This is a genomic window from Pantoea sp. F_5 (assembly GCF_008631595.1).
Classification (GTDB): Bacteria; Pseudomonadota; Gammaproteobacteria; order Enterobacterales; family Enterobacteriaceae; genus Pantoea; species Pantoea gossypiicola.
Genome location: NZ_VWUO01000008.1, coordinates 148,951 through 171,282 on the forward strand (window position 1 = coordinate 148,951; position 22,332 = coordinate 171,282).

18 protein-coding genes are annotated in these 22,332 nt (G+C 56.9%); 6 read left to right on the plus strand and 12 right to left on the minus strand.

The window, feature by feature from the left end; genetic code table 11:
• Positions 1-86 precede the first annotated feature (86 nt).
• Positions 87-1,328, plus strand: coding sequence for a peptide antibiotic transporter SbmA (sbmA, locus tag F3I44_RS12765; RefSeq protein WP_150011975.1), 1,242 nt, complete (start codon positions 87-89; stop codon positions 1,326-1,328).
• A 50-nt stretch (positions 1,329-1,378) separates the two neighbouring features.
• Here the strand turns inward: sbmA and F3I44_RS12770 are convergent, their stop codons facing one another.
• The 3 genes from F3I44_RS12770 to F3I44_RS12780 form a co-directional block, all read right to left on the minus strand.
• Complete coding sequence (locus F3I44_RS12770; protein WP_150011977.1) at positions 1,379-2,431, minus strand: YncE family protein; 1,053 nt, start codon at positions 2,429-2,431, stop codon at positions 1,379-1,381.
• 200 nt (positions 2,432-2,631) lie between these two features.
• Positions 2,632-2,841, minus strand: coding sequence for a DUF1471 domain-containing protein (locus F3I44_RS12775; RefSeq protein ID WP_009092571.1), 210 nt, complete (start codon positions 2,839-2,841; stop codon positions 2,632-2,634).
• A gap of 212 nt (positions 2,842-3,053) precedes the next feature.
• Entirely contained in the window at positions 3,054-4,241 is a 1,188-nt protein-coding gene (locus F3I44_RS12780) for an MFS transporter (RefSeq protein ID WP_150011979.1), read from the minus strand.
• 104 nt (positions 4,242-4,345) lie between these two features.
• On the opposite strand from F3I44_RS12780, the gene F3I44_RS12785 reads away from it, so the two are divergent.
• Positions 4,346-5,311, plus strand: coding sequence for an AraC family transcriptional regulator (locus F3I44_RS12785; protein ID WP_150011981.1), 966 nt, complete (start codon positions 4,346-4,348; stop codon positions 5,309-5,311).
• A gap of 9 nt (positions 5,312-5,320) precedes the next feature.
• Here F3I44_RS12785 and F3I44_RS12790 read toward each other — a convergent pair whose 3' ends face one another.
• The 4 genes from F3I44_RS12790 to gltP all read right to left on the minus strand — a co-directional run bounded on the left by F3I44_RS12790 (position 5,321) and on the right by gltP (position 11,390).
• Positions 5,321-6,865: a PAS domain-containing methyl-accepting chemotaxis protein gene (locus F3I44_RS12790; protein ID WP_150011983.1), complete on the minus strand. Its 1,545-nt coding sequence runs from the start codon at positions 6,863-6,865 to the stop codon at positions 5,321-5,323.
• A gap of 227 nt (positions 6,866-7,092) precedes the next feature.
• Complete coding sequence (gene murP, locus F3I44_RS12795) at positions 7,093-8,523, minus strand: PTS N-acetylmuramic acid transporter subunit IIBC (protein ID WP_150011985.1); 1,431 nt, start codon at positions 8,521-8,523, stop codon at positions 7,093-7,095.
• Entirely contained in the window at positions 8,523-9,434 is a 912-nt protein-coding gene (gene murQ, locus F3I44_RS12800; protein WP_150011987.1) for an N-acetylmuramic acid 6-phosphate etherase, read from the minus strand. The genes murP and murQ overlap by 1 nt, the downstream gene beginning before the upstream one ends.
• A 654-nt stretch (positions 9,435-10,088) precedes the next feature.
• Positions 10,089-11,390, minus strand: coding sequence for a glutamate/aspartate:proton symporter GltP (gene gltP, locus F3I44_RS12805; protein WP_013359809.1), 1,302 nt, complete (start codon positions 11,388-11,390; stop codon positions 10,089-10,091).
• Positions 11,391-11,975: 585 nt separating this feature from the next.
• On the opposite strand from gltP, the gene acs reads away from it, so the two are divergent.
• From acs to F3I44_RS12820, 3 genes are all read left to right on the plus strand, one after another.
• Positions 11,976-13,931 (plus strand): acetate--CoA ligase, encoded by a 1,956-nt coding sequence (acs, locus tag F3I44_RS12810; RefSeq protein ID WP_150019433.1) that lies wholly within the window; start codon positions 11,976-11,978, stop codon positions 13,929-13,931.
• A gap of 140 nt (positions 13,932-14,071) precedes the next feature.
• The gene (locus F3I44_RS12815; protein ID WP_150011991.1) at positions 14,072-14,401 is read left to right on the plus strand and encodes a DUF485 domain-containing protein; all 330 of its coding nucleotides are present in this window, start codon (positions 14,072-14,074) and stop codon (positions 14,399-14,401) included.
• The gene (locus F3I44_RS12820) at positions 14,398-16,053 is read left to right on the plus strand and encodes a cation acetate symporter (protein WP_150011993.1); all 1,656 of its coding nucleotides are present in this window, start codon (positions 14,398-14,400) and stop codon (positions 16,051-16,053) included. Before F3I44_RS12815 ends, F3I44_RS12820 begins: the two co-directional genes overlap by 4 nt.
• An 82-nt stretch (positions 16,054-16,135) precedes the next feature.
• Here the strand turns inward: F3I44_RS12820 and F3I44_RS12825 are convergent, their stop codons facing one another.
• From F3I44_RS12825 to F3I44_RS12835, 3 genes are all read right to left on the minus strand, one after another.
• Positions 16,136-16,681, minus strand: a complete 546-nt coding sequence (locus tag F3I44_RS12825; protein ID WP_150011995.1) for a YfaZ family outer membrane protein — start codon at positions 16,679-16,681, stop codon at positions 16,136-16,138.
• 140 nt (positions 16,682-16,821) lie between these two features.
• Positions 16,822-17,517, minus strand: a complete 696-nt coding sequence (locus F3I44_RS12830; protein ID WP_150011997.1) for an LrgB family protein — start codon at positions 17,515-17,517, stop codon at positions 16,822-16,824.
• Entirely contained in the window at positions 17,510-17,935 is a 426-nt protein-coding gene (locus F3I44_RS12835) for a CidA/LrgA family protein (RefSeq protein WP_150011999.1), read from the minus strand. Before F3I44_RS12835 ends, F3I44_RS12830 begins: the two co-directional genes overlap by 8 nt.
• Before the next feature lie 102 nt (positions 17,936-18,037).
• Here F3I44_RS12835 and F3I44_RS12840 point away from each other — a divergent pair, with 102 nt between their 5' ends.
• A complete protein-coding gene (locus F3I44_RS12840; RefSeq protein ID WP_150012001.1) occupies positions 18,038-18,940 on the plus strand; it encodes a LysR family transcriptional regulator in 903 nt (300 codons plus the stop codon).
• A 46-nt stretch (positions 18,941-18,986) separates the two neighbouring features.
• Here the strand turns inward: F3I44_RS12840 and F3I44_RS12845 are convergent, their stop codons facing one another.
• Both F3I44_RS12845 and F3I44_RS12850 read right to left on the minus strand, forming a co-directional pair.
• Complete coding sequence (locus F3I44_RS12845; RefSeq protein WP_150019434.1) at positions 18,987-20,636, minus strand: Na+/H+ antiporter; 1,650 nt, start codon at positions 20,634-20,636, stop codon at positions 18,987-18,989.
• Between the two features lie 145 nt (positions 20,637-20,781).
• Positions 20,782-22,131, minus strand: a complete 1,350-nt coding sequence (locus F3I44_RS12850; RefSeq protein ID WP_150012005.1) for an NCS2 family permease — start codon at positions 22,129-22,131, stop codon at positions 20,782-20,784.
• Between the last annotated feature and the right edge of the window lie 201 nt (positions 22,132-22,332).

Consider the following 22,332-nt stretch of genomic DNA (forward strand, 5'->3'; position numbering starts at 1 on the left):
CGTCCTGTCATGAGCAGAAACAACAGACTACAGACAGCGACCCGCCAAAAACGTTATAACAGGCAACACACAACAGCGGAGTGCCTATGTTTAAGTCTTTTTTTCCGCGGCCAGCGCTGTTTTTCAGCTCTGCGGCTGTCTGGAGCTTAGTAGCGATTTTTGCCTGGTTCGGCTTTGCCGCGCATCTGCCCGGCATGTGGCCGACTTTTGAAGCAGCAATGAAACAACCTTTACCGACCACAGCGGCTCGTTTTATCGCCGCGAGTCAGATTTGGTTTTATCTCTATTACTGGATCATGGTAGCCATTTTTGCTCTGGCCTGGCGGCTGATTGATGCGCATCCGTGGCAACGCTGGTCAGTGTGGGGTTCCGCGCTGATTATCTTTGTCACCTGGTTTGGCGTGCAGGTGGGTGTGGCTATTAATGCCTGGTATGGTCCGTTCTATGATCTGATACAGAAAGCGCTGACCAAAGCGGGATCGGTGCAGATTGCAGAGTTTTACCATCAGGTTATCGCCTTTCTCGGCATTGCCTTAATTGCGGTGGTGATTGGCGTTCTCAACTCCTTCTTTATCAGCCACTGGGTTTTCCGCTGGCGTACCGCCATGAATAACTACTACATGCACAACTGGCAGCGGCTGCGTCATGTGGAAGGTGCCGCGCAGCGTGTGCAGGAAGACACCATGCGGTTTGCAACTACGCTGGAAAACTGGGGTGTCAGTTTTATTCAGGCGATTATGACGCTGGTGGCGTTTTTGCCGGTACTGGTGGCGCTGTCACATCACGTAAAAGATATCCCGTTCCTCGGCAATATTCCTTACGCGCTGGTGATTGCCGCAGTGCTCTGGTCTGTGTTCGGCACCGGCTTGCTGGCGCTGGTCGGAATTAAGCTGCCAGGGCTGGAGTTCCGTAATCAGCGGGTTGAAGCCGCCTACCGTAAAGAGCTGGTCTACGGCGAAGATAATGCCGATCGTGCACAACCGCAGACCGTACAGGAACTGTTTAGCCGGGTGCGGGTTAACTACTTCCGTCTCTACTTTCACTATCTCTACTTCAACATCACCCGCATTCTCTATCTGCAGGTCGATAACGTGTTTGGTCTGTTCCTGCTGTTCCCGTCGATTGTGGCAGGCACTATTACGCTGGGCTTACTCAACCAGATTACCAACGTGTTTGATCAGGTGCGCGGTTCGTTTCAGTATCTGATCGCCTCCTGGTCGACGCTGATCGAACTGATGTCGATCTACAAGCGTCTGCGCAGCTTTGAGCAGATTCTGGATGATGTACCCCATGATGAGATGAAGCGCGAGGCATCGGAAGAGGTTTAGTGGTTCAGGGGAAGACTCTTCCTCTCTGGCTGGAGAGGAAGAGGAATCACTTACAGTACAATACGCATCACGCTGTCAGGATTTTTTGGCGGTTCCTTGCGCGAGCCGGGCTGTTTTACGCTAACGTACAGCACCTTACCATCCGCCGAGAGCGCCAGGCTGTTAGGCAATGCCGGAGTTTTTACCGTGCGCTTCACCTTATAGCTGCTGGCGTCGATGATGCTGACTTCACCGGCTTTGCGATGGGTAACATAAAGCTCATCACGCTGCGCATTAAACAGAACCGCCAGCGATTCAGGCACATCAATCCGCTGCATCACCTGCTGATTACGCAGATCCACGACCAGCACCTGCGCCTGCTTTGAATCTGTCAGAAAAGCGCGCTGACCACGCGTATCCAGCGCAATGTTCAGGAAGAAGTGCGCTTTATCGCCGTCAATCTTCTGCTTCTTCTCTACCGCATTTGTACGCGCATTAATCGTGACCAGTTCGCCATCGGCATTGGTGACGTAGACCTTTTGTGCGCCTGCATCCACAGCCAGGCCAGTGCCCATTTTGCCGGTATTCGGGATGGTGCTGACAAGCTTCATCGTGCTGCCATCCACCACCCAGACCACGCTCTGCGGTCCCAGTCCGTTGATATACACCCGGTTAGTTTTCACATCAACCGCCACCTGGCGCGGCTGCAGCGGACGCACGGTCTCACTCCGCGGACGGCTATCCAGCACCAGCGTATTCAGTACCTTGCCGCTACTGGCGTCGATAGCGGTGATCGAACCGTTTACCGTGTTACCAATATAAAGCACGTTGGTTTGTGGATTGATCGCCGCACCAAACGATTTCAGCTCAGTGTTGATTGCCTGCTGCACTGCCAGCGTCGCCGGGTCGAGACGGAAGACCGTGCCACCGTTACCGCTGCTGTTCTGCGCTGTGGCCACGAACAGCGCGTTATCTTTCGGGCTGACCGCCAGTTCATAAACACCTTTACCCACTGACTGATTAAGATCCTCAGCCTGCACTGCCAGCCATCCTGAGGCAGAGAACAGGGCCGTAGCCAGTAGCAGCGGACGCAGAGTCCGGCGCGAAATGGTAATCGCTTTCATAACTTCTCCAGAGTTAATCCACTGCAGACGCAGTGATAAGAAAGCCCGACATTGCAACCAGAAAGGCCTGACGCACAGGCTGAGTTACGCTCTTTTTGAGAATGATAATTATTTATGAAGAAAAGTAACAGGATTATTCGCGGAGAAACGAAGCCAGGACGCCCGGAGGGCGTCCTGTCAGCACAAGAGGGTAGAACGTTTTATTTCAGCAGTTCAGCGGTCATGTGAACGCCGTTATTGGTATAGGCTTCAGTGATTTTATATGAAGCACCAGCTTCCTGCGCCTGTGCAGCAATTTTCGCTTCCGCACCATCCAGCGTAGAGTCGATGGCGGTCACAGATTGCGCGAAGCTGGCGAATGGCAGAACAGAAAGCGCGATAACAGCTGCAAAAGTTTTGATAGATTTCATGGTCAATTCCTCGGTTAATTTTTATCAGGTAAGGCGTGCTGCCTTGTTGATAGATATATTAGTCCGGAAGTTGATCAGTAAAAAGCGGAGGGTTTTGCTTAACTCTTTCAGTAAAATTGAACATAAAAAGCACGTATCGCACAGTTATCGCTCAAAAGGTTAATAACCCACTTCCATAAAAAAAGGCAGCATAATACGCTGCCCTCAGAAGATTAACCGTGATGCCGCACCCGCGTGAAGATGGTCAGTGCAGCCAGCAGCATCAGCACGCCACTGGCAACGAACACGCCGCCTGCTCCGCGCAGGTCAAACATCCAGCCGCCCGCAGCCGCGCCGACGGTAATCGCCAGCTGAATGGTGGCGACCAGTAACCCGCCGCCTGATTCCGCGTCATCCGGCACCGCGCGCGAAATCCAGGTTGACCAGCCGGTTGGCATCGAACCAAATGCCATCCCCCAGATTGCCACGCCTGCGCCTACCATCCAGCTGACATCGCCAAAGCTCACCAGCATCAGCGCAGTGACACTCATTAACAGCGCCATCCCGCTCAGCGTCAGCGATACGCTGCGGGTGACCAGGAAACCCGCCAGCGAGGTACCAAAGAAGTTCGCCACGCCAAAGGCGAGCAGCGCCAGCGACAGCTGATTAAGGTTGAGCTGTGCAACGCCTTCCAGGAATGGACGCAGATAGGTGAAGAAACCGAAGTGGCCGGTAAACATCATGATCACCGCCAGCATGCCCCAGCGCATCACGCCGATACGCAGGAGCGCCAGCACGCCGCCATTGCGGGCTTTGTTCTCTGCCGGCATGGCGGGCAGGGTAAAGAACTGCCACAGCAGTGCCACCGCGCCCAGCCCGGCGGTCAGCATAAAGATGTTGCGCCAGCCCACCAGTCCGCCGAGATAGCTGCCAAGCGGCGTGGCGATAATCGTCGCCAGCGAGATCCCGCTGAAGACAATGGAGAGCGCGCGCGGCACCTGATCGACGGGAACCAGACGCATGGTAATGGCGGTTGAGAGCGTCCAGAAGCCGCCGATGGCCATCCCCAGCAGCACCCGTGCCAGCAATATCACCGTCAGGTCACCGGCAAATGCCACCATCAGCGCCGAGGCGATCAGCAGCAGTGAGAACACCAGCATCACGATGCGGCGATCGATACGCCGCGTGACGCTGCCGGTGACCAGACTGGTAAACAGCGCCACCAGGGCGGTAATGGTGACGGTCTGTCCCGCCTGCCCTTCTGAAACGCCGAGGCTGTCTGCCATGGGCGTCAGCAGACTCACGGGCAAAAATTCGGCGGTAATCAGGCTGAACACCCCAAACGCCATAGCAAAAACTGCGCCCCACGCGGGATGGGTCGGCGAGGAAACCTCATCAGCCACTTCGGTTGTCAGACTCATGCTGCTTCTCCGGAAGATAAAAAAGTGTGAGAGAGCATAGAGTGGAGCGTCAGGACGATCTATGATGCTTACACCTTCATTTTTGATAATTCGTCTGGAATCGTATGAGTCACTATGGAGATCTGACCAGTGAGCTGCTGATGGGAATGCGTCTGTATGGCGTGAACTATCAGCGAATCGCGGTAAGCGCGCCGTTCGGGCTGCATTATGAGCACGCGCCGGGGCGGGCGCAGTTTCACTTTGTCGGACGCGGCTCACTGCTGGTGCGCAGCGCCTCCGGCGAACTGTTTCAGCTCAACAGCGGCGATGCGCTGCTGGTGCCGCACGGTAAGCCGCACAGCCTGATCTCCAGTGAGGAGGCGGACTGCCAGTGTATTAAGAACATGGCGAGTAAGCCGATTTGCGACAGCGTCTGCGCGATTGCCGCACCGGAAAATGCCTGTAATGACGAGCACAGCGTGCTGCTGTTCAGCGCCTGCATGGCGTTTGAGCTTGGCGGCATGCAACCGCTGATCAACACCATGCCGGATGTGATGCTGGTGAGTACGCTGCTGTCGCAGTACCCGGAGATTCAGCCGATTCTGGCGGCGATGGAGCGGGAATCGCGGACCCGCCAGGCGGGCTTTGCCGGGATTCTGTCGCGTCTGGCTGATGTGGTTGCCGCGTTGATAGTTCGCGGTTGGGTAGAGAACGGCTGCGGCCAGAGTAGCGGGCTGGTGCAGGCGATGCGCGATCCGCGTCTGAGTCAGGCGATTGCCGCGATGCATCGGGAGCCGGGCGAAAACTGGACGGTGGCGCGACTCGCCCGCGTGGCGGGCTGTTCGCGTTCGGTGTTCGCCGGACGCTTTCTCACGGCTACCGGTATGACGCCGCTGCGATATCTGACCGAATTACGGATGCGGCTGGCGGTGCAGCGGATCGTAAACAATGGCGAAGCGGTGGAAGCCGTCGCTTATCATCTCGGCTACGGCTCGATCGCGGCATTCAGTCGCGCCTTCAAGCGGATTGTCGGGCAGTCGCCAGGCGCGCTGCGTGCCGAACGCGACGGCACGCAGGCGCTGGCCTCGTAGTCTGATCTCTTAACGAAACACGCTAATCGCTTCCACCAGCCGGTTAGCCTGATGGGTCATGCGACCTGAAGCCTCGGCGCTTTCTGTTACGCGGGCGGCGTTCTGATGAGTGATGTCATCAAGATCTTCCACCGCTGAACTGACTTCACTGAGCGCGGTCGCCTGTTCAGCCGTAGCTGAACTGATCTGAGCGATCAGTGCGGTGACATTCTGCACCTGCGACACGATATCCTGCATCGTGCGGCCTGCCGCGCTGGCGTGCTCATTGCCCGATTGAACGCGGCTGGCACTGGTTTCGACCAGCATTTTGATTTCGCTGGCGGCTTTGGCGCTGCGCTGAGCCAGGCTGCGGACTTCACCCGCCACCACGGCAAAGCCTTTGCCCTGCTCACCGGCCCGCGCCGCTTCCACGGCGGCATTCAGCGCCAGAATATTGGTCTGGAAGGCAATGCCATCGATGACGCTGGTAATATTGGCGATCCGTTTTGAACTGTCGGCAATTTCGCCCATCATGCCCATCATCTCACTCATCACCTCCCCACCTTTGCTGGCAGCGTGGCTGGTGCTGGCTGAGAGACTATTCGCCTCGTGCGCGGTTTCGGTATTGCTCTTCACTGTGGCGGTCATTTCATTCATGGTGGCCGCGGTCTGCTGCACGTTGGCCGCGGCCTGTTCGGTACGGCGACTGAGTTCGTTGTTGCTGCGGGCGATGGCGTCGCTGGCGCTCAGCACATTGATCGCCTGTCCGCTGACATCATCCACCAGCCAGCGGAACATCAATCCGAGCTGACCGATAGCGCGCAGCGTGACACCGACCTCATCAACGCGATCCATCTGCTCAACTTTGTGACTCGCACCAGTCGCCACGCTCAGCGCCTGCTTACACATCCGCTCGATAGGGCGTGAAATCTGCTGCTCCAGCCACAGACTGCTCAGTGTGAGTAGCGCCGCCATACCTGCAGCAAAGCCGGCCAGTGCTGCGTGCGTCATACCCAGCGCCCAGACACCTGCCACCGAGAGGGGCAGTAATGCCAGCAGCGTACTGCGGATCCGCCAGCGCAGGGGCAGCATTTTCAGAATGGAGGCGGGACGACGCCAGCCGCTGCGAACCAGCAGGCCTTTGTGAAAACGTCGCCCTTTGGCCCGGCCTTCACGAAAATCCTGATAGAGCGCTTCGGTCTGACGGACTTCCTCTGCCGTGGGTTTGGTGCGTACTGACATATAGCCCTGCACTTTACCGTCGCGCACCACCGGAATGGCATTAGCCCGCACCCAGTAGTGATCGCCATTTTTACGGCGGTTCTTAACCAGCGCGGTCCAGGGTTCACCCTGTTTCAGCGTCGCCCACATATCAGCAAACGCTTCTGGTGGCATATCGGGATGACGCACCATGTTATGCGGCTGGCCGTTAATCTCTTCGGCAGAGAATCCACTCGCTTCGATGAAGGCGTCGTTGGCATAAGTGATGTGGCTGTTGAGATCGGTGGTCGACATGAGTGTCGCATGCTCGTCAAACTGATATTCACGCTGAGAGACAGGCTGGTTGTTACGCATCAAAAGTCCTTGAAGACCCGACGTCCTGCACGTGACAGTCTGCGTGCCAGCGTGAAAACTGTGGGCTGAGAAATAACGATTACCTTTTTTTATGTTTTCGGCATGCGTCCGCCTACTCTTTAGCGATTAAGTTAAATTACTGGCAATAAAAAGCCGCTTTGCAGCGGCTTTCACATTTTTGGGTGATTATTCATCCGTTAGCCGGATTTCAGAATTCCGGCAGCCAGTCAGCTGAGGTCAACATTCCGGGTGCCAAACCACCAGGTCAGCAGGAATCCGCCGACCCAGGCCACGATCAGCCCAGCCAGGTAAACCGCCATACCGGCGAAGATCCCCTGGCTGGAGGTCATCAGCGGCAGCGTGACCAGCCCGGAAGGGCCGAATACCGTATTCATCCCAACCGGCAAACCCAGCCATGCTACCAGCCCGATAAAGAAACCGCCCAGCGCCCCGCCACCGCAGGCGGTGATAAAGGGTTTGAGGCGCGGCAGCGTGACGCCATAAATGAGTGGTTCTCCGACGCCCAGCAGGCCCGGCACGATAGCCCCTTTAATCTGTGCCCGCAGCAGCGCCCCTTTTTCTGCTTTGCACCACAGTGCCAGTGATGCGCCGACCTGACCTGCGCCCGCCATCGCCAGAATCGGGAACAGCGAGTTAAAACCCTGCGTTTCCATCAGCGCAAAGTAGACCGGAATAAAGCCCTGATGGATGCCGAACATCACCGCGCTCAGGAACAGCCCAGCCAGCAGCGCACAGCCAAAGGGATTGTTATTGAGGTGGATAAACAGCCACGACATCCCCTTAAACAGTTCACCACCCAGCGGCATGATCAGCAGATAGGTGATGGCCCCGGTAATCACCAGCGTAAACAGCGAAGTCAGGATCATATCAAGGTTGTCAGGAATGATTTTGCGCAGCTGTTTCTCAATCCACGCCCCGATAATCGCCGCCATCAGCACGCCGATAATGTTGCCGCGCGGGTCGATCGTCAGGCCAAAGAAGCTCTCCATGCCGCTGTAGTAGCCGGTGGTGGCCGTGGGCACATAGCCGAGCACAAACAGCGAAGCGATGATGGCACCATTGACGCCGCTGCCGCCAAAGGCTTTTTGCGCGTTGTAGCCAATCAGGATGCTGAGAAAGGTAAACAGCCCTTTGCCGAACACTTTCATGTACGCCACGGTGTGCAGCAGCCAGTGCGCGTGGTCGCCGGGCACATTAAGGTGGAGGCTCTGCTCAATCAGCGTGGCAAAGCCCAGCAACAGTCCCGCGCCGATGAAGCCTGGGATCAGCGGGGTGAAGATAGTGGCGAAGCGCGACAGAAACTGATGCACCCCGCTGGTCTGCTTCGCTTTGAGCTGCTGCTTCTGCTGCGCTGCCAGCTGGCTGAGTTCTGCTGTTCCGCCCTCTGTCAGCAGGCTCTGCATCCCCTCGGCGGCGGTTTGCGCTTTGCCTGGCCCCAGGACAATCTGTAACTGCGCCTCGCTGTCGATTACACCCAGCACGCCCGGCAGGCTTTTTAATCCTGTCAGATCAGCCTGTTCTGGCTGATTCAGTGTCAGGCGGAGCCGTGTCATACAGTGACCACAGGCCGCGATATTTTGCGCGCCACCGACCGCCTGCAGGATGTCACGCAACAGTGCCTCGGTGATTTTCGCCATTAGCGTGCTCCCGCTGCCTGCAGAGCCTGGCGGATAAAGCCCTGATGCTGACTGAGCAGCGCTTTTGCCTCATCGGCGGCCAGGTCAGCCAGCACCATCAGGATCGCGGTTTTGCAGTGTCCGCCACAGGCGGTGAGCGCGGCGCTGGCGATTGCGTCATCACAGTCCGTGGCCTGCATGACGATGTTGACCTGGCGCTGCACCAGTTTCTGATTAGTGGCTTCCACGTCGACCATCAGGTTGCCGTACACTTTTCCGCTGCGGATCATCGAGCCAGTGGTGAGCATATTGAGCACCAGTTTTTGCGCCGTGCCCGCTTTCATCCGTGAGGAGCCGGTGACCACTTCCGGGCCGACCACCGGCGTGAGCGCAATCGCAGCGACCTGCGACATGGCGCTGCTGGGATTACAGGTGAGCGACACGGTGGTTGCGCCAAGCTCGTTAGCGTAAGCCAGCGCGCCCAGCACATAAGGTGTGCGGCCGCTGGCGGCGATACCGACCAGCACATCGTGGCGGCTGAAGTGAATATCTTTCAGATCCTGCGCGCCCTGCTCCCGGTTATCTTCGGCATTTTCGACCGCCTGGAGTATGGCGGTATGGCCGCCGGCAATCAGGCCGATGACCTGTTCGCGGGGTGTACCAAAGGTGGGCGGGCATTCGCTGGCATCCAGGATGCCCAGCCGCCCGGAGGTGCCCGCACCGCAATAGATTAATCGCCCACCTGCCTTAAACGCAGCGCAGATGGCGTCAACGGCGGCAGCGATCTGCGGCACGATGGCCTCAACCGCCAGCGCCACCTTTTTATCTTCATCATTAATGACGCGCAGCATCGCTTCGGTGGAGAGTTCATCAATGTTCTGGCTGGCCGGATTGCGGCCTTCGGTGATCATCTGGCTGAGGTCGAGTTTCATGGCGGGCTCCGTTAAGGAATAAATTATTCAAATTAACAAATATCATAACGAATGATTAATTCATTGGGTGAGATCTTTTTTCAATGGATGTGGGGTGAGTCATGTTGCAGGGAGTGGGCTGAATGAGTGATATCGGGCATTCGGCACTTGATCACTGCGCATTCCGGTCTGGGCGCAGGGTGTGTGAGTAGTGTTGCTGGGAAATCGGAGCCGGTCAGAAAAGGTTCACCTGATCGTAAAGACGCATTCGTCATCCATGACGCTCGGCCCACGCCGTCCCTGGCGTGGGACGCTTTACTCTTCAGGTGAACCTTTTCTTCCCTCAGGCTGTTTTACTGCTGTTCGAACAAGTGTGGCGAATAAACATGAATAGCGGAGTAAAGCGTCCGCCGCATGGACAAAAACGCCTGGAGCGTTTTTGAACAACGTAAAGCGCTGGCCCGCTTGCGGGCGAGCCTCATGGATGAGGCGAGTAACCGGCGGCCGAGGCTCAGGGACGGGTTTACGCCGACTTTACGCAGCCCGTCTTTGTGCCCGACTGAACGGCACAAAGGCTGATCTTTCATTTCTGCTCTATTGACCAGGTAAGAACTAAGCCACACCAACAAAAAAGGCCCAACTTTCGTTGAGCCCTTCTTTACGCTAACGCTGTTCTCAGCTTGCGGTCTGCGTCCGCAACTGCAGCTCATACGCTTTCGCCTGTTCGGCGTCGAACTGGTTTTCCCAGCGGGCAATCACCAGGACAGCCAGCGCGTTACCGACCACGTTCAGCGCGGTACGCGCCATATCCATAATGCGGTCAACACCGGCGATAAATGCCAGACCTTCCAGCGGAATGCCGACGCTGCCCAGCGTAGCCAGCAGCACCACGAAGGATACGCCCGGCACGCCAGCGATCCCTTTCGAGGTCACCATCAGCGTCAGGACCAGCACAATCTCATCGGTCAGCGACAGGTCAATGCCATACAGCTGCGCAATAAAGATCGCCGCGATACTCTGATACAGCGTTGACCCGTCCAGGTTAAATGAATAACCGGTCGGCACCACAAAACTGGTGATCGCTTTCGGCGCGCCGTAGGCTTCCATCTTCTCCATGATGCGCGGTAACACGGTTTCCGAGCTGGACGTGGAGTAAGAGAGAATCAGCTCATCTTTCAGAATACGCATCAGCGTGGTGATGCGCAGCTTACAGAAGCGCGCGACCCCGCCCAGCACCACAAAGGCGAAGAACAGAATCGCCGCATAAACCAGCAGCACCAGCTTAGCCAGCGGCCACAGCGAGGCAAAACCGAAGTTAGCTATCGTCACCGCGATTAGCGCGAACACACCGACCGGCGCATAACGCATGATCATGTGCGTTACTTTAAACATCGCTTCAGAGATGCCACGGAACAGGTTCACCAGCGGATCGCGCTGTTCTGACGGCAGTGACGACAGGCCTAAGCCAAACAGCACCGAGAAAAAGATAATCGGCAGCATGTCGCCTTTCGCCATAGAGGCGAAAATATTCTGCGGGATCAGCGACAGAATGGTGGTTACCAGGCTGTGCGGACCGCCCTGTACCTCTGCCGTGGTCGCTTCATATTTAGAGATGTCCACCGTTGCCAGCGTTGACATATCAATGCCGGTGCCGGGTTGAAATACGTTGGCCAGCGTAATACCGACCACAATGGCAATGGTGGTGATCACTTCAAAGTAGAGAATTGTTTTGACGCCGATGCGTCCCAGCTTCTTTGCATCACCCACGCCAGCGATGCCGACAATCAGGGATGAAATCACAATCGGTACCACAATCATCTTGATAAGATGAATAAAGATATCGCCTGCAGGACTGAGAATGTTGGTGACTAACCATTCACGATTGTCTGGCTGATTATGCAACACAGCACCCACAACGATGCCGAGCACCAGGGCTGTCAGAATCTGCCAGGCCAGGCTGATTTTAAAACCTTTCATAACGCGTAATTTCCTCAGTCAAAACCCGTTTCTCTCTACTGCGAAGGTGCAGAAGACAATACACACAGGGAGTGAGCAAAAAGCCCGGTAAATTAGAGGGTGTTTAGAAACAGCGCCTCGTATGAAAATCTGATGATTCCCATACCCATTTTCAGACGCGGTCTGAGTTGATACCTGCAGAACAGGGGCGAGATAAGTACCATTTTCACTGTGGTAAATGCAACCCCTGGCGGATCCGATTAAAAGTTAGCCACCTGAGTAGCATAAAGTGCTGCCAGCACTAAAAATCCCTAACCTGCTGTTATGAAAAGTAATACTTAGATGAATTTACGCATAGCTATGCAGAGTGGGTTAAAAACGCGCCAGGCGCGTTTGCTTGCTTTTTATCCAGCCTAATCCCAAATGATACCCCTTCTTAATTTCCCCTGGCCGCCAGAGAGTTAACCGGAAATATCAGAACGGCTTCACGCTTCTCCCTAAGAGGTTTATCTCGTGATCTGTGGCGCAAAAAAGAAACAAAGCTATGGCGCAGGCTTCAATTAACCATTGATTGACATATCATTAACATCTTCAAGGAGATCCGCCATGAGCCAAATACACAAACATCCCGTTCCAGAGAACATTGCAGCAAACGCCCTGATTACGGCTGAACAGTACCAGGCGATGTATCAGCAATCTGTCGACGATCCAGACAGTTTCTGGGGCGAACAGGGTAAAATCCTTGACTGGATTAAACCTTACAGCAAGGTGAAAAACTGCTCATTTGCGCCAGGTAACATTAACATTCGCTGGTACGAAGATGGCACGCTCAACCTGGCGGCAAACTGCCTTGACCGTCATTTAGCGACGCGCGGCGATCAACCGGCGATTATCTGGGAAGGCGACGACGCCAGCGAAAGTAAAACGCTGACTTTCCGCCAGCTGCATACTGAAGTCTGTCGCTTCGCCAATGTGCTTGAGTTGCTGGAAGTAAAAAAAGGCGACGTGGTGGCGATCTACATGCCGATGGTGCCTGAAGCGGCGGTGGCAATGCTGGCCTGTGCGCGTATCGGTGCCGTTCACTCTGTGATTTTTGGCGGCTTCTCACCGGAAGCGGTCGCTGGCCGCATCGTCGACTCCAGCGCCTCGCTGGTGATTACCGCCGATGAAGGGATCCGCGCCGGTCGCAGCATTCCGCTGAAGAAAAATGTCGATGATGCGTTAAAAAACCCGAATGTCACCAGCGTCAAAAACGTGGTGGTGTTCCAGCGCACCGGTAAAGATGTGGGCTGGGTTGAAGGCCGCGATCGGTGGTGGCATGACCTGATGCGGGACGCCAGCACCAATCACTCTGCAGCCGAAGTTGGCGCGGAAGATCCGCTGTTTATCCTTTATACCTCCGGCTCTACAGGCAAGCCTAAAGGCGTACTGCATACCACCGGCGGTTATCTGGTCTATGCCGCCACCACCTTTAAGTTCGTCTTTGATTACCATCAGGATGATATCTACTGGTGTACTGCCGATGTCGGCTGGGTAACGGGACACAGCTATCTGGTTTATGGCCCGCTGGCGTGCGGTGCCACCACGCTGATGTTTGAAGGGGTGCCGAACTGGCCCACGCCGAGCCGCATGGCGGAAGTGGTCGATAAACATAACGTCACCCTGCTCTATACCGCACCCACCGCCATCCGTGCGCTGATGGCGGAAGGCGATAAGGCTATTGAAGGTACCGATCGCAGCAGCCTGCGCATTATGGGATCGGTCGGTGAGCCCATTAACCCGGAAGCCTGGGAGTGGTACTACAAAAAAATCGGCAACAGCCGTTGCCCGATAGTGGATACCTGGTGGCAGACCGAAACCGGCGGCTTCATGATCACGCCATTGCCGGGTGCGACTGAGCTGAAAGCGGGTTCCGCCACCCGGCCGTTCTTTGGTGTGCAACCGGCACTGGTGGATAACGAAGGTCAGCCGCAGGAAGGTGCCTGTGAAGGCAATCTGGTGATCACCGAGTCCTGGCCAGGACAGGCGCGCACCCTCTTTGGCGACCATGACCGTTTTGAGCAGACCTACTTCTCTACCTTTAAAAACGTCTACTTCAGTGGTGACGGTGCCCGTCGCGATGAAGATGGCTACTACTGGATCACCGGACGTGTCGACGACGTGCTCAACGTCTCCGGTCACCGTCTTGGCACTGCCGAAATTGAATCGGCGCTGGTGTCGCATCCTAAAATTGCCGAAGCCGCCGTCGTCGGGATTCCGCACAGCATCAAAGGCCAGGCGATTTATGCCTATATCACGCTGAATCATGGCGAAGAGCCGTCGCCGGAGCTCTATACCGAGGTGCGACAGTGGGTTCGCAAAGAGATCGGCCCGCTCGCCACGCCTGATGTGCTGCACTGGACCGACTCACTGCCGAAAACCCGCTCCGGCAAAATCATGCGGCGTATTCTGCGCAAAATTGCCACCGGCGATACCAGTAACCTGGGTGATACCTCGACCCTCGCCGATCCTGGCGTCGTCGAAAAACTGCTTGAGGAGAAACAGTCGATCAAAATGCCTTAAGCGCACGCTGTCCGGCGGGAAGATCGCTTCCCGCCACACCCGCCCTACGCAGTCTGTTTCGCTAGTCACAAAAATTATAACCAGCTGAATCCGCGCCCTGTCGTGAGGTTCTCGCCTGCAAGCCCTCTGGAGAAAATGTGATGAATGACGCCCTTTCGAATCAGGATGCAATCAATCAGCAGATTGAACGTAATCCCCGTTTTCATGAGTTAGTCCGTAAGCGCCAGGCATTCGCGACGCTGCTGTCGCTGATCATGCTGGTGCTCTATGTTGGCTTTATCCTGCTGATTGCATTTGCACCGGGCTGGCTCGGCGCGCCGCTGCATGCCGGTACCAACGTCACCCGCGGTATCCCGATTGGTGTCGGGCTGATTGTGATGTCGTTTGTGCTGACCGGCGTCTATGTCTGGCGCGCCAACGGTGAGTTTGACCGTTTAACCAAAGCGATCCTCAGCGAGGTGAAATCATGACCCGTCTCACCTTGTGGCTGCTGGCCTTAATGTTGCCGTTTTCAGCGCTGGCCGCCGATGCAATCACCGGTGCGGTGCAGCGCCAGGCGACCAACTATCAGGCGATTATCATGTTTACGATTTTCGTCGGTGCCACGCTGGGGATTACGTACTGGGCGTCAAAGCGAACCCGTTCGCGTAACGACTACTACACCGCAGGCGGCAATATCACCGGCTTCCAGAATGGCCTGGCGATGGCGGGTGACTTCATGTCAGCGGCCTCGTTCCTGGGCATTTCAGCGCTGGTCTACACCTCCGGCTATGACGGGCTGATTTACTCGCTCGGCTTCCTGGTCGGCTGGCCGATGATTCTGTTTTTAATCGCCGAGCGGCTGCGCAACCTGGGTCGCTATACCTTTGCCGATGTCGCCTCCTATCGTCTGAAGCAGATGCCGATCCGTACCCTGTCAGCCTGCGGTTCACTGGTGGTGGTGGCGCTCTACCTGATCGCCCAGATGGTGGGTGCCGGTAAACTCATCCAGCTGCTGTTCGGCCTGAACTACCATGTTGCGGTGATTCTGGTCGGCATTCTGATGGTGATGTATGTACTGTTTGGCGGCATGCTGGCGACCACCTGGGTGCAGATCATCAAAGCAGTCCTGCTGCTATTTGGTGCCTCCTTTATGGCCATAATGGTGATGAAGGCGGCCAACTTCAGTTTTAATACGCTGTTCACCGAGGCGATGGCGGTCCATCCCAAAGGCATCGCGATTATGCAGCCTGGCGGGCTGGTCAAAGATCCTCTCTCGGCGCTGTCGCTGGGGCTGGGGTTGATGTTTGGTACGGCAGGTTTACCGCATATTCTGATGCGCTTCTTCACCGTCGCGGATGCCAAAGAGGCGCGTAAAAGCGTCTTCTGGGCCACCGGCTTTATGGGCTACTTCTACTTCCTGACCTTTATTATCGGCTTCGGTGCGATTCTGCTGGTGGGTGCGAACCCGGCCTTTAAAGATGTCAGCGGCGCGCTGATTGGCGGCACCAATATGGCGGCAGTGCATCTGGCTAACGCGGTCGGCGGCAGCACCTTCCTGGGCTTTATCTCTGCGGTTGCCTTCGCCACGATTCTGGCGGTGGTCGCAGGCTTAACCCTGGCGGGCGCGTCGGCGGTTTCGCATGACCTCTACGCCAGCGTCTATCGTAAAGGTCAGGCAAGCGAAAAAGATGAGCTGCGGGTCTCTAAAATCACCGTGCTGGCACTGGGCGTGGTGGCGATTGCGCTGGGTATTCTGTTTGAGAAGCAGAACATCGCCTTCATGGTCGGGCTGGCCTTCTCGATTGCGGCCAGCTGTAACTTCCCGATCATCCTGCTGTCGATGTACTGGTCAAAACTCACTACACGTGGCGCGATGGTGGGCGGCTGGCTCGGTCTGCTGACCGCGGTTATCCTGATGATCCTGGGCCCGACCGTGTGGGTACAGGTGCTGGGCAACGCCACGCCGATTTTCCCGTATGAGTATCCGGCGCTGTTCTCAATGGTGGTAGCCTTTGTCGGTATCTGGCTCTTCTCCATTACCGACCATTCGCAGCAGGGCGCAGAGGAGCGTTCACGCTTCCGCGCACAGTTTATTCGCTCGCAGACCGGTACCGGGATTGAACAGGGTAAAGCGCACTGATCGCCGTTTTTCATTCCTGACGATCGGACAATAAAAAAGGGCGGCTACCGAGGTAGCCGCCCTTTTCTTTCACGCAACAGAATCAGAAGCGCAGTGATGCACCCACGTACGGGCCATCGACCAGCACGTTATCTTTGCGTCCATCTTTGTTGTTCAGTTCGATGTACTGATAACCCACACGCAGGTTAAGCAGTGAAACCGGCGTGAAGCTCAGGCCGCCAGCGGCTTCCTGATAGCTGTCGAGCTGATCGGTGAACGACTCTGGCGCATAATAATATTCACCATACAGGCCCCACATACTGTTCAGGCTATAGTGCGCTGCACCACCCACCGCCACCGCAAACCCATCTTTTCCATCTTCAGGATGGGTGAAGATCGCTTTTGCGGTCGGCGCCAGACGCAGCGGCCCGAAGTCAACGTTGTAGCCCAGACCGGCACCGTAGGTGCTGCCATCATGGTCGCTACGCAGCCAGTTACCTTTCAGAAACAGACCGGGTGTAGTGGTGCCCAGACCCAGATTCAGGTTGGTGTTGTGTTCGCTGACATCAACACTCCCTTCAATCGCCTGAGCGGCACCGCTCAGTAAAACCAGCCCGAGGGCGCTTCCGGTAACAAGATGCTTAAACATGATTCCACTCCGTGAAGGACAATTAATTCGGCCGCAAGGTTAACAGCCTGAAACGGGGAGACAACAAAATCCGGGAAACTTTACGTAAAAATACGTGTCGCGTTCAGAATTGCAGCTGTCCCTGCGCAACGCAGTGTAGACTATATTGTCCACATCAGGTGTCCAATCACCGGAGCCAGTATCACGGTCACCACTCCCGAGAGCATCATGACCAGGCTGGCGACGACGCCCTCCTGCTGTCCAAGCTGATAAGCGCGAGCCGTTCCGGCACCGTGCGACGCAGCCCCAAACCCGGCCCCTTTCGCCACCCCCTGCTTAATCGCGATGCGCAGAAACAGCACGTCACCCACCACCATGCCAAACACGCCAGTAATGACCACAAACAGCGCCACCAGATCGGGCTGACCACCAATCGGCCCGGCGGCGGCCAGCGCAAACGGCGTAGTAATGGAGCGCACGGCAAGACTGCGCTGGATTGACTCCGGCAGCGTCAGCAGCCGTGCCAGCCAGACCGAACTGCAGACGGCGACCAGCGTGGCGGTGAGCACACCGGCGCTCAGCGACAGCCAGTGCCGCTTTATAATCGCTACGTTCTCGTAGACCGGTACCGCAAACGCCAGCGTCGCCGGGCCCAGCAGCCAGAGCAGCCAGTGGTTTTCTGCAATGTAATCCTGCCAGCTGATGTGGGTCAGCAGCAGCAGCGCCACCAGTACCAGCGGCGTCATCACCAGCGGCATTAACAGCAGCGTACGCCAGCGGCGATACAGCCGTTTATTCAGCGCATACACCAGCAGCGTAACCGCCACACACAGCAGGCTGAGCAAAAAATCACGCATGAGGATCCTGCTTACGCGCGGCGCGCGCGACTTCATACTGATAGAGCCGGTCCACCACCCAGGCGGTAGAGGCCAGCACCAGCAGCGTACTGACGCCAATCACTACGCAGATGCGCCAGCCATCGACCCGCAGCAGATCGCCATAATTCACCACCGCCACCACCGCCGGGATAAAGAACAGCAGCATCTCAGCCAGCAGCCAGCGTGACCCGGCTTTTACCCAGTTCAGCGGCACAATACGCGTCACGATTAATGCCAGCAGCAGCAACATCCCGACAATGTTGGCGGGCAGCGGCAGCTTCAGCCAGCTCACCAGCCGGTCACAGGCGACAAACAGGCCGATATAGAAGCCCAATTGCAGCGGCAGGCTGAGCCACTGCACGGCGCGGTTAGTGCGAAAAGCGAGTGCTGACGCCATCACCTTGTCTCCCCATTAAAATGATGTCATCAGTATAAATCGTCCGCATAAGGTGAAAAAAATGAATTAAAATTATCGTAATCATGCCTTAAAGGAATAGTTATGGATGTCCGCGCCCTGCGTTACTTTACTGAAGTAGTCCGCCAGCAGAGCTTTACCCGTGCAGCGCAAAAGCTGTTTGTGACACAGCCGACCATCAGCAAAATGCTGCGTCAGCTGGAGGAGGAGCTGGGCTGTACGCTGATCCTGCGGGATGGCCGCCGTCTGCACCTCACCGACAGCGGCCAGGCGGTTTATCAGCGCGGCCTGGCGATCCTGCAGGAGTTTCATCAACTTGAGGCGGAGATTGGTGACATCAACCAGCTCAAAACCGGTGAGCTGCGGCTCGGTATTCCGCCGATGGTCGGGATGCAGATAGCCGGATCGATTTCCGCCTTTCGCCGCCGCTATCCTGGCGTGAAGCTGAAAATCTCTGAATTCGGCGGCCTGACCGTACAGCAGGCGGTGCTGGCGGGCACGCTGGATATCGCTCTGACCGCGCTGCCGGTCGATGCCGGGCTGCCGCTGAACACCCTGCCTCTGATGCATCATCCGCTCTGCGTGCTGCTGCCGCGCCGCCCGGCGTGGCTCAGCCGCCAGCAGATAGGACTGGCGGAGCTGGCAGCGCACCCGTTGCTGATTTTCAATGAGGAGTTCTCGCTGAATCGTCAGCTGATGCAGGCGTTTCAGCGGCTTAGCCTGACGCCAACGGTGGCGGTGCGCAGCGGTCAATGGGATTTTCTGGCGGCAATGGTGCAGGCGGAGATGGGGGTGGCGATTCTGCCGGAGCCGATCTGTCAGCGGCTGGATAAGCAGTCATTATTGTGGCTGCCGCTGGAATCGGAGCTGAAGTGGAGTCTGGGATTGATCTGGCGGGAAGGGAGTTATCTGTCGCGTAGTGCGCAGGCGTGGATCAACTGTTGTCGCGAGCACTGGCCGGATGAACCGCCGCGCCTGTCGGTGTGAAAAGCTGGCACGCCCGCATGAATCCACAGGCGTGCCAGTTAGCAAATTACTCTTCTTTTTCGATCAGCAGTGCTTCCAGCAGATCCAGGTCGTGCAGTAACTTCTGCATCGTCTCATTGGAGATCTGCTGGGTGGCGCGCAGATGATAGACCTCCGCACGTTCGGCACGCAGCCCGGTCAGGCGGAAGCGACGCTCAAGGTTCTCAGCAAACAATGCATGTTCAAGATCATTCTTGCCTTCGGCGCGGCGGCGTAAGTTGCCAATCACGCGCAGACTGACCTCTTTCAGCAGTTCCGGATCGATGTTCTCTTCTGACTCATTCTCCAGCCGCTCTTCCATCTTGTGCAGGCTCTCAATCGCTGCACCCGCCATCACCGCACGGGCATTCTGTAGCTCACGGCGATGGGCACCTTTGTCGATACTATCAATGCCGCGCAGCAAAATTGGCAGGATCACGACCCCTACCAGCAGCGAGAACAGAATCACGCCGGTGGCGATAAACACCAGCTCATAACGCGCAGGGAAAGGCTCGCCGTTGGTCAGGAACAGCGGGATAGAGAGCACACCGGCCAGGGTGATTGCACCGCGTACCCCGGCAAACGAGGCGATCAGCAGTTCACGCAGCGAGTAATTTGAGAACTCCAGCGGCTTCTTCTTCAGCAGGCGTTTGCTGAAGCGCTGCATAATCCACAGCCAGCCAAAACGCACGATCATCAGCGCGGCATAGACCAGCCCGATATCGGCGAACAGCATCCACAGTTCCACATTCGGATCGGCCTGCGCCTGGTCGATTGAGGTCTGCAGAATGTCCGGCAGCTGCAGGCCCAGCATCAGGAAGACCATGCCGTTGAACACGAACTCCAGCATCTGCCAGACGCTGTTGGCACGCAGGCGCATCGCCAGCGGAGCCTGACGAATAATGCCGGAACGGGTGATGGTCATACCGGCCGCGACAGCCGCCAGGATGCCTGAGACACCCAGATGTTCGGCAATCAGATAAGAGGCGAATGGCAGCAGCAGCAGCAGCACGGTCTGCGTCGCCGGATCGTCACCGCTCCAGCGGCTGAGCAGGCGCAGCGATTTACCGTACAGCCAGCAGATGGCCACACCAGCAATCAGGCCGCCAATGGCGACTTTCAGGAACTCAACGCTGGCACCGCCCCAGGTAAACACCATGGTGCCCATGGCGACGGCGACGGCAAACTTCAGTGATACCAGGCCCGATGCGTCATTCATCAGGGCTTCACCCTGCACGATCGACATAATCTTCTTGGGAATGCGACCTTCACCGACAATGCCGGAGAGCGCTACAGCATCGGTCGGCGACAGCACTGCCGCCAGCGCAAAGGCCGGGATCAACGGGATACCTGGCACCATCCAGTAGATCAGATAGCCGATGCCGATCACGGTAATCAGCACCAGCGCCAGCGCTAAGCCGATGATTTCGCGACCATGATGCAGGAACTCACTGATCGGCGTTTTCCAGCCATCTGCGAACAGCAGCGGCGGGATGAACAGCACCAGAAACAGCTCCGGATCAAAGTCGACATGCAGACCAAACGTTGGCCAGGCCAGCATCGCACCTACGGCGATCTGCACAAGCGGCAACGGGATCTGAAAAGGGAGAATGCGGGCCGCGACGCCAGAGAGCGACACGACCAGCGTCATGATGAGAATAGTAAAAAAGATTTCCATGCTTTCCTTAGGCGTCGTTTCTTTCAATCATTGGTTAAGCGCTAAAGTGTAAAACAAACTGCGGTGAAGATTGTCAGCTACGCGTGCGCCGGGCGGGAAAAAAGTGGAAAATTCCGGGCGCGCAGCCGCACGCCCGGTTGTACAGTCAGATCGCCCAGCCACCGGCATAAAATGCCACCAGCGCAACGGCAATGATCACGGTGCCGACGTTGAGCTTACGCCATTCACCGGCGAACAGACGCCCCACCACAAGGCTGGCGAAACCGATCATGATGCCGGTGACGATGTTGCAGGTGAGCACGATAATCACCGCAGTGAGCAGGCCTGACATCGCATCGACAAAATCACTGAAGTCCACTTTCGCCACGTTACTGAGCATCAGCAGACCCACATACATTAAGGCTGGCGCAGTCGCGTAAGCGGGCACCAGATAAGCCAGCGGCGACATAAACAGGATGGCGAGGAACAGCAGGCCGACCACAATCGCGGTAAGACCGGTTTTACCACCGGCCGCTGTCCCTGCCGCCGATTCGATATAGACCGCAGCCGGTGATGCGCCTACCAGACCCGCAAACAGGCTGCTGACGGAGTCGCTGGTCAGCGCACGACCGCCATTGATAATCTGGCCCTGTTTATCCAGCAGACTGGCCTGCCCCGCGACCGCGCGAATGGTGCCGGTGGCGTCAAAGACCGCCGTCATCACCAGTGCCAGCACGCTGGGCAGTACCACAGGCTGCATCGCCCCCATGATGTCGAGGCTGAACAGCAGCGACTGACCGCTGGCGTCACGCAGGCTCGGCAGGGCAAACAGTCCCTGATATGTCACCGACGGGTCAAAGATCAGGCCAATCAGCGAAATAGCAATAATCGTCAGCAGGATGCCGCCCGGTACCCGGCGCTTCTCCAGTCCGATAATCGCGGCCAGTCCCAGCAGCGTCATCATCACCGGGAAAGTGGTGAAGTGACCGAGTGCCACCGGCAGGCCCGGAGCCGGGTTTTTCACCACCAGACCCACGCCGTCAGCGGCGATGAGCAGCAGAAACAGGCCAATCCCGACACCGGTGCCGTGCGCCACGCCCATCGGCAGGTTACGCAAAATCCAGGCACGAATGCCGGTCACGGAGATCAGGGTAAACAGCAGGCCCATCAGGAACACCGCGCCCAGCGCCACCGGCACGCTGATGTGCTGACCCAGCACCAGGCTGAAAGCGGTAAAAGCAGTCAGGGAGATGGCGCAGCCAATGGCCATTGGCAGATTGGCCCACAGCCCCATAAGGATGGAACCAAAGCTGGCGACCAGACAGGTGGCGACAAACACGGCGGAGGGCGAGAAACCGGCTTTGCCCAGCATCCCCGGTACCACGATGACGGAGTAAACCATCGCCAGGAAGGTGGTGAGTCCGGCCAGAATTTCCTGACGCACGCTGCTGCCGCGCGCCGAGATCGAGAACCAGGCGTCCAGTTTACCACTGGCCGGGCGTGATTCAGTTGACATAGTTGAGCCTCAAAAATTTTTGTTGTGTGGATCGCTCTGCGACCATCGCTGTCCCTGGAATAAGCGGGTAAACGGCCTCACCGTCGGGATTCACCACCAGGCAAACGTTTACCTTGCCGCAGATAATTAGCCGTCAAAAGCGGCCAGATAAAAAGGCATGCGATTATCCGGCGTTTAGCGCCACGTTTTCAACTCTAAGAG

What these genes read in the sequence shown, in the direction of transcription:
- sbmA (WP_150011975.1), top strand. Translation starts at nt 87, where the DNA reads ATGTTTAAGTCTTTTTTTCCGCGGCCAGCGCTGTTTTTCAGCTCTGCG.
- F3I44_RS12770 (WP_150011977.1), bottom strand. Translation starts at nt 2,431, where the DNA reads ATGAAAGCGATTACCATTTCGCGCCGGACTCTGCGTCCGCTGCTACTG.
- F3I44_RS12775 (WP_009092571.1), bottom strand. Translation starts at nt 2,841, where the DNA reads ATGAAATCTATCAAAACTTTTGCAGCTGTTATCGCGCTTTCTGTTCTG.
- F3I44_RS12780 (WP_150011979.1), bottom strand. Translation starts at nt 4,241, where the DNA reads ATGAGTCTGACAACCGAAGTGGCTGATGAGGTTTCCTCGCCGACCCAT.
- F3I44_RS12785 (WP_150011981.1), top strand. Translation starts at nt 4,346, where the DNA reads ATGAGTCACTATGGAGATCTGACCAGTGAGCTGCTGATGGGAATGCGT.
- F3I44_RS12790 (WP_150011983.1), bottom strand. Translation starts at nt 6,865, where the DNA reads ATGCGTAACAACCAGCCTGTCTCTCAGCGTGAATATCAGTTTGACGAG.
- murP (WP_150011985.1), bottom strand. Translation starts at nt 8,523, where the DNA reads ATGGCGAAAATCACCGAGGCACTGTTGCGTGACATCCTGCAGGCGGTC.
- murQ (WP_150011987.1), bottom strand. Translation starts at nt 9,434, where the DNA reads ATGAAACTCGACCTCAGCCAGATGATCACCGAAGGCCGCAATCCGGCC.
- gltP (WP_013359809.1), bottom strand. Translation starts at nt 11,390, where the DNA reads ATGAAAGGTTTTAAAATCAGCCTGGCCTGGCAGATTCTGACAGCCCTG.
- acs (WP_150019433.1), top strand. Translation starts at nt 11,976, where the DNA reads ATGAGCCAAATACACAAACATCCCGTTCCAGAGAACATTGCAGCAAAC.
- F3I44_RS12815 (WP_150011991.1), top strand. Translation starts at nt 14,072, where the DNA reads ATGAATGACGCCCTTTCGAATCAGGATGCAATCAATCAGCAGATTGAA.
- F3I44_RS12820 (WP_150011993.1), top strand. Translation starts at nt 14,398, where the DNA reads ATGACCCGTCTCACCTTGTGGCTGCTGGCCTTAATGTTGCCGTTTTCA.
- F3I44_RS12825 (WP_150011995.1), bottom strand. Translation starts at nt 16,681, where the DNA reads ATGTTTAAGCATCTTGTTACCGGAAGCGCCCTCGGGCTGGTTTTACTG.
- F3I44_RS12830 (WP_150011997.1), bottom strand. Translation starts at nt 17,517, where the DNA reads ATGCGTGATTTTTTGCTCAGCCTGCTGTGTGTGGCGGTTACGCTGCTG.
- F3I44_RS12835 (WP_150011999.1), bottom strand. Translation starts at nt 17,935, where the DNA reads ATGGCGTCAGCACTCGCTTTTCGCACTAACCGCGCCGTGCAGTGGCTC.
- F3I44_RS12840 (WP_150012001.1), top strand. Translation starts at nt 18,038, where the DNA reads ATGGATGTCCGCGCCCTGCGTTACTTTACTGAAGTAGTCCGCCAGCAG.
- F3I44_RS12845 (WP_150019434.1), bottom strand. Translation starts at nt 20,636, where the DNA reads ATGGAAATCTTTTTTACTATTCTCATCATGACGCTGGTCGTGTCGCTC.
- F3I44_RS12850 (WP_150012005.1), bottom strand. Translation starts at nt 22,131, where the DNA reads ATGTCAACTGAATCACGCCCGGCCAGTGGTAAACTGGACGCCTGGTTC.